6 protein-coding genes are annotated in these 6,539 nt (G+C 59.7%); 3 read left to right on the top strand and 3 right to left on the bottom strand.

Features of this window, described 5'->3' with window-relative positions:
* Nucleotides 1–225 precede the first annotated feature (225 nt).
* The 3 genes from VF436_RS05635 to VF436_RS05645 form a co-directional block, all read right to left on the bottom strand.
* Nucleotides 226–1,212 (bottom strand): hypothetical protein, encoded by a 987-nt coding sequence (locus VF436_RS05635; RefSeq protein WP_330903034.1) that lies wholly within the window; start codon nt 1,210–1,212, stop codon nt 226–228.
* Between the two features lie 61 nt (nt 1,213–1,273).
* A complete protein-coding gene (locus tag VF436_RS05640) occupies nt 1,274–1,822 on the bottom strand; it encodes a hypothetical protein (RefSeq protein WP_330903035.1) in 549 nt (182 codons plus the stop codon).
* Between the two features lie 237 nt (nt 1,823–2,059).
* Nucleotides 2,060–3,067: a DUF4892 domain-containing protein gene (locus VF436_RS05645; protein ID WP_330903036.1), complete on the bottom strand. Its 1,008-nt coding sequence runs from the start codon at nt 3,065–3,067 to the stop codon at nt 2,060–2,062.
* A gap of 404 nt (nt 3,068–3,471) precedes the next feature.
* Between VF436_RS05645 and VF436_RS05650 the strand changes: the two genes are divergently transcribed.
* The 3 genes from VF436_RS05650 to VF436_RS05660 form a co-directional block, all read left to right on the top strand.
* A complete protein-coding gene (locus VF436_RS05650) occupies nt 3,472–3,762 on the top strand; it encodes a pilus assembly protein (protein WP_330903037.1) in 291 nt (96 codons plus the stop codon).
* 257 nt (nt 3,763–4,019) lie between these two features.
* A complete protein-coding gene (locus VF436_RS05655; protein ID WP_330903038.1) occupies nt 4,020–5,870 on the top strand; it encodes a pilus assembly protein TadG-related protein in 1,851 nt (616 codons plus the stop codon).
* Between the two features lie 46 nt (nt 5,871–5,916).
* Nucleotides 5,917–6,539, top strand: a 623-nt coding sequence (locus VF436_RS05660; protein WP_330903039.1) for a hypothetical protein, incomplete at its 3' end; no start/stop codon positions are given.

Raw genomic sequence — 6,539 nt, forward strand, 5'->3', positions numbered from 1 at the left:
TTCGACCTCCGCGCCTTCCACGACACCGTGCTCTCCACCGGCTCGGTGCCGCTGCCGGTGCTGGAGGCGCGCATCGACCGCTTCATCGCCGAGGGCGGCCCCGAGCCGGACTACGGCTGCGATTGCGCGAAGGGCGGCAAGTCACGGTAAGGGTGTTGCCAGCTCATGTGCCCCGCGGCTCTTCTTGGCAGGGGCGGGCTGTGCGGATAAACCGATGAATCTGGATCAGTCGGGCATGGATGCCGACGCGGATGCGGATGGCGTTGCCGCGGGACGCGCGGTGGCGCGCGCTTTCTGCACCAGTTCGCGAAACTTGTCCGACATCTGTTCGAGCCGGTGCGTCCACTCCGGATGCGGGACCTGGCCCGTCGTCTGCTTCGCGTAGACCTGCAGCAGCGCGGTCATCGCGAAGGGATCGATCAGCGCGGCCTTCAGGCTGACGGCGACCACGGCGGCCAGCGCGAAGGTCCAGAAGCCGGCCAGCTTCGGAACCAGCGCGACCAGCGCGGCCACCGGACCCAGCACCAGCAGGAACAGCACGAAGGTGAGTCCCCACACGACGAAGGTGAGCGCCAGCGCGTTCTTCAGGATGCCCCTGTAGTTCTGCGCGTAGAGCACCACGCTGTCGCGCGCGGTGATCCACGGGTCGTCCGCGCGCTGCCGCAGGATCTGGCCGAGGATCACCTGGTCCAGGCTACCCAGCGCGGTCTTGATCACCGCATCGAAGATCTTCACCACCGAGTCGAGGCCGGGAATCGGCAGCATCTCCGCGACGTTCACCGTAACGCGGTGGAACACGCGCAGGATGCCGCGCACCAGCTGGTTCAGGCCGAACAGCATCGAGGAGGCCGCGAAGTGCTGGTGCACCATGTCGCGGCCGTACTCGATCTGGCTCTTGCCGGCGGGAACCTCGCGGCCCTCCAGCAATTCCACCAACACTGCTACATGGCCGGCCTTGACCAGGTACAGCAGGTATTCGCGCGCCCAGAACAGCACGCCGCTGACCAGGCCGAAACCGAGCAGGCCACCCCAGAACACGCCGCTGTCGGCAGCCCCGCCGATCTTGCCGGCCACGAAGCCGAGGCCGGCGCCGATGCCCACCACGACCGTGTAGGCCAGCGAGATGCCGACGTATACCAGCAGGCGCAGCGCCACGAACGGTGCCGTGCGCGCCAGCAGTTTCAGGACCTGGCCGGTGCAAAAGTCGAGCATGCGAGTTCCTTGCGATGGAGCTGTCTGAGCGGTGAAGGTCAGGGCGTGACAGGGTGCGGAATCAACCTGCGCCCGCACCCGCCCCGGTGAGACAGGCCGGCAGCCTGCCGCCGTTCGCGCGCAGCTGCTCCTGGCCGAGTTGCCTGTTGTATTGCTGCATGGCCTGCTTGTGCGAGCGGTAGAAGGCCATGTTGGCTTCACTGACCCGATGTCCACCCTTGACTTCGAACGTGCCGGGGTGCCTGGTGTTCTCATCCTGCGCGGCTGCCGCCATCAACGTACCCACGCCGGTCAACATGTCGTGTGCGGTCAGTCCGTGGCTGGCCAGCATCGCATGCACGCCGGGCTGGGCGTCGTAGCGGGTCGCGGCCTGGTCCAGCGTCAGACCCGCGCTGTCACCGCCCATGAGCTTGAAGAACCCGAGTCGGCACGGATCCTTGGCGATGTCCAGTTCGGCCGCCTGGTACCTGGCGAGGAAGCTGTCGGTCAGCGTGAAGCCCTGCGGGTCGGCACCACCCGATGACGGCGCGGCGCAGGCTGCCGGCACGGTTGCTGCCAGGCACAGCATCAATGCCGCCATGCCGCGAACGAGGCCGTTTGTTTTGTTCATGCTTTAACTCCTTGAGGTCTGATCATCGAGGAAGTGAGAGTGTGCAATCGTGCGCGCTGTCATGACGGCACCGGATCTTCAGGGCACGAGCGAGAGCACTAGTGCCATCGTGCTCCTACATCCCGAACAGGGCGTGCGGCCGCCCGCAGGCCTACATGGCAGCCTGCACACACCGCGACGTTTTCGGAAAAGTGCAGACCGTCGCTGACCGTGAATGCGTTAGTGCATGAAGCGGGATCATTGCTCGACCAGCTCCACGCGACGATTCTGCGCCTTGCCGGAATCGCTATGGTTGCTGGCGACGGGCGCATACGATGCCAGGCCTTTGGCTGCCATGCGACTGGTGGCAATGCCGCGCGCAGCCAGCGCTTTCACTACGGCCTCGGCGCGTTGTTGCGACAGTTGCAGGTTATGCGCCACCGCTCCGGTGTCGTCAGTATGGCCCACGATGTACACCTTCAGCGATGGCTGGTTCTTCAACAAGGCAGCCATTTGCGCCAGCGTGGCATCCGAATCCGCACTCAACGCGGCGCTGTCGCTGGCGAAGTGGATGCCGTAGAGCGCGATGTGGCCGTTCTGCGCCAAGCCCTGGCTCATCGCCTTGGCATCGACCGTCACTTCGCCCGTGGCCATCGCCTTGCCCTCGGCGATCTGCAGCAGCACGCCCGTGGGCTGGTTGTCACCCTGGCTGACCAGTAGCGATACATCGACGGTGCCATCGGGCCGTGTCAGGTGCGCGGTTTCCACGTAGGCATTGCCATTCGCCGGCCACAGCGTGCTGATCATCAGGTTCTGGGTTGCTGAAACCTTGTTCAACTTGGCCAACAGCGGGTTGGAGATGTTGCGTGCCAAGGCAAAGGCACTGCCGCAACCCTGCGGGCCACCATCGCCGTGGCAACTGAAGCGCGTCTGGAAACCGGCATGGCTCAGCGCCTGTTGGTAGTTGCGCCATACTTCCAGCGCGGACGCACCATTCGGCACCACGTAGGCGATACGTGTGATCCGGCCCTCCGCCGATGCAATGCGGGCCGATTTCTGCCCCGAGGCATCGGACCTGCCCATCGGCATCGCCATCTGGTCGTAATCCGAGGTCTGGTAGCCCACGATGACCGAGCCGGCGAAGCGCGAAACAATGGGATTGTCACGACTGCCGGCAAGATCATGTGCCGGCAGCGCGGTGGCCCTGGCGGACGGCGTGATGCACATCAATAGCGCCGTAGTGAAGACGAATAGGAGAGCCGGCAAGAGAGCGCGTCGACACATGCTTTGGCCTTGTCCGTGGTCGTAGGTCGAACGCCGGACCATAACGCAACATAGGTGGGATTTTGCCGTCGATACGGTCAGTTGTCGTGCTGGTGTTCAGTTCGAACAAGCATGCGCGTAGGAATCGTCTGATGGCTATGTAATCGCAAGCAGACGATCAAGGTCTGGCGGCGTGATTCGAGTCACGGAAAGGCAAATTACTGCGCGCGAGTAATGTTTTGTTCATGTGGCTGAGGTAGCTTCCAAGAGTCGACGCGTCGAGGTGGCGTATCGATGCATGCGCGGCTGTGAGTCGATACAGGGGGCGTATCGCTTTCGTCACGGCAACTTGCGAGGCGTTCGCTTCGCGAGCGGCTTCACAAGGCCAACTGGATAGAGGACATCCCATGCAAATGCAGTCGATCCGTTCCGCCAGCACTCGCGGTTTTCGCATCCGCCAGCGCGGTCAAGGCATGACCGAGTACATCATTATCACCGCGTTGATTGCCATCGCCGCGATCGCGGCCGTCAGCTACTTCGGCCAGACGGCACGCAACCAAGTTGCGGGCATGTCCCACGAGTTGTCTGGTAAAAACGCCCAGGCGGACATTACGGCTGCTCAGACGTCCGCCGATAGTGCGCAGACGGAAGCTCAAAAGAAAAAGGGCCTCGCGACGTACGACAACGACGTCCAGTGACAAGTGTCGGCTGCGCACCTGCGTCAGTGACGCAGGTCGCTCCTTTTAGGCAAGGACCTCCCTGCGCGTACCTGTGAGAGTTGGGACGAGCTGTCGTATTTCGCGCGAGATGTGACCGTCTAGGCTTTTTCGATGTCAAGCTGCGGGGGCTCCACTTGGTGCCCTTGATCGCGAGGGGGCATCGTGCGAAGCCGATCGTCAGAGCTTCACAGATTGCGCTCTCGTTCCATGGGCAGTTGTGATCGTATTTCCAAGCGATGCGCTTGCTGCGCAGGGTTGCTTGCGCGACATGGATGGTGGATATGCCAATAACGAATGAAGCGAATTCCATTGGCGCCATACTTGGCCATAAAGCACCCGTGCGCACCATGCGCGCGCGGACAACAATAGGCTCGCGCGCTTCTGCTGCCGGCCAGGCGTTGATCCTCACCATCATCACCTTGCTGGTGTTGTGCCTGGGCTTGCTGATGCTGTTTGACACTGGCCAGGCCGTCAGCAAGAAAGTTCAGTTGGTGAACGCCGCGGACGCCGCAGCCTACAGTGTAGCGATCGAGCAGGCGCGCGCACTTAACACCGTCGCATATCTCAATCGCGCAGAAATCGCCAACCAGATCGCTATCGCGCAGATCGTAAGCCTGCAATCGTACGGAAATTATGCTGACAGCATGGCTGGTCGAGTAGCCAACCTGCTGTTTTTTGCTGGGGATTTCCTTGATTGTGCCGGGGTCGGTGAGGTGCTCCAGAGTACCGCCGAGACCATCAAGGGAGTGCAGCAAGGCTATGCGGGTGCGCTGGTGGCAGCGAACAAAGCGGAAAGTTTGCTGGTTTCGGGGCTAAACACGCTGAATGGCATTTACTCGGCTGGCCAATCGCTGGTTCTGGATGCCTTTTCCATACAGGCCGGGGCAACTACCGCAAACAAGGTCATTCATGACAACACGCTGGACGCAGACGGACAAAGCCACGCGACGATGTCCGACGCGGGAACCACGCTTTTGGTGACACAGCTAATCTGCTTTGATGGAAGCAAACTTTGTAAAGGGCCATCGATACTTACGGGAAACAAGGGATACGCCAATCGCTACACGATCCCGCAGTCGAATGGGCCAGGCAAGGTGCAAAGGACCTGGGAGGCGGACCGTTATGCGAACGTGGTGATGCAAGCGCGTGACAATTTCAGTGAAAGGCGCAATGGTCATATCCCTATCGCACCGTTTCCATTCGTAAGTATCGATGCGAACAAATTGGGTGGAACAGACCTCGTCGATTACAACCGTTGGGTGGCGGTGGATGATCTCGGCATAAGTGTAAAACTGGGGATATGTCCGTGGCTGTGCAAGAAGATTAATGGCGCCACCTTGGCGATTGGCGCAGCTGCCGCACTGCCTGGAGACATGAATACTTCCAATAGCTCCACCATCATCAGCCCTGGTATAAGTTTGACCAAGAGCAGTGGCACGCAGGCGAGATACAACCCTGGGACCGGTAAAGGTTGGTATTCACCATATAACAATCAGTTAAGTGCTCCTTACCAGGGTGCCTTGGGCAACGTGAGTATTGGTGCGGATGCGGCTGCTAACCCCAGCGATCAAAACAACCATGACTGGGTAGCCGATCTTGGGATCGAAACCGGTTGGCCAGATGTCGTGCCGAGTGATGCCACTCCTCAAAATGCAGTATGGATTATCTCGAAGGCTCCCGAAAAAAGTACACCGATCTTCCAGATTCATAGCAGTGGCCTTCAAGACTACAACGATGTGGCGCCTGATAAAGCAATCGAGCCTTATCAAACCGCATCCAGCGACAAGAGTGACGTGGGCCCGATATTCACGGTGCACGTGCAACAGGTCACCAGCACAGTGCGTACGGGCTCGACCATCGGCATGGAAGCTGGTGACCTGAAATTGAAAGATCAGGGCTTGAATGACGCCATAGCGGCGATATCCACGGCTCAGGTGTATTACAGCCGACCGCTGGACCTGCTTGGTCTCGGCAACGATCAGCGCGAGCTTGGCAATCTATTCGAGCCTTACTGGCAGGTGCGGTTGGTGGACACGCCCGCCCCCATAAAGGCCATCCTGCTCGGCAGCCAGTGGGCCGGCATGTAATAACGTGCTTCTCTTTGACTTAAAATCTCGTACGGCGCTCGATTAAATGATTCGAACTTCGCTGACAACATTCACGATCTCGACCACGGCATTGCTCATGCTGGCGGCCTGTTCGCAGTCAGGGGCTGCGATCAATCAGACGGATGGGTCAAAGCCGTCTTCGACAGACAAGAGCGGTACATTGGTGTATTACCTCGATCAAACATCGACGGCATCTGGCGATCAAAATGAAGCAGTGAAGCAATATGAAGATGTTCTTGCCAATTGCAAAATGATGCATGCGGCCATTACCCCGCTGAGTTCTGCTGATCTGGTTAAGCTAAGCGAGGTACATCAGCAGACATGGCAAGCCGAGGGACGAAGAGCCAAACGAACCGATGAATGGGATCCGGTGACTGCTGATGGTTCGATGGAAGAATCCCTGTGTCATTTTACTGGTGTGAAGATGCGATCCAAGGTCGTAATTGATGTTGCACCCGACAAGATCTATTCGCTGGATCTGACGAAGGGCACAGGAACCATGCAGACCGTTTCTGGCGATGTGATGCCCGCTATGCCGGCCATCACGTCAACCATGGAGGCTGCGGCAGAGCGCAAAGCTCAATTCGACGGGATGGTCAAGTTGGGGGTGTCACGAATTGCTGGCCAGCCCTGTGTAATGTGGCGATA

Source organism: Dyella sp. (assembly GCF_036384435.1).
Taxonomy (GTDB): Bacteria; Pseudomonadota; Gammaproteobacteria; order Xanthomonadales; family Rhodanobacteraceae; genus GSA-30.